The sequence below is a fragment of the Caballeronia sp. LZ029 genome (assembly GCF_031451275.1).
GTDB classification, from domain to species: domain Bacteria; phylum Pseudomonadota; class Gammaproteobacteria; order Burkholderiales; family Burkholderiaceae; genus Caballeronia; species Caballeronia jiangsuensis.
Genome location: NZ_JARUXO010000078.1, coordinates 1 through 320, shown reverse-complemented (window position 1 = coordinate 320; position 320 = coordinate 1). Strand labels below are relative to the sequence as shown.

Below are 320 nucleotides of genomic sequence, written 5' to 3'. Positions count from 1 at the left end.
CGTTTCACGGCTTTCGGATCCGCACCTTCGAGCACGAGCAGATTGCTCTGCACACTGATTCTCACCGGATCGGTGTCCTTCCACTGCTTCTTCGGAATCAACAGCTTCCACACGCCGTTGCTGCTCGGCGAGCGGAAGAACGCCACTACGCCAACGTACTCGGCGTCCTTCTGCATCGGTTCGGCAACGCTCGCGCTCGCGCCCGGGCGCAGCACGACGTCCTTGGTGGCGACGAGATCCGTCTTGAGCAGTTCGAGATCGGCGTTCTGCAACTGGACGTATTCGAGTTGCGCGAAGGTCTTCGAATCCTTGAGTTGATA

The 320-nt window shown here is 59.1% G+C and carries 1 protein-coding gene; it reads right to left on the bottom strand.

What is annotated here, in order from left to right; genetic code table 11:
• The coding region (gene tssJ / locus QCE73_RS34125; RefSeq protein WP_309885351.1) for a type VI secretion system lipoprotein TssJ at positions 1 to 320 on the bottom strand (320 nt) is incomplete at both ends.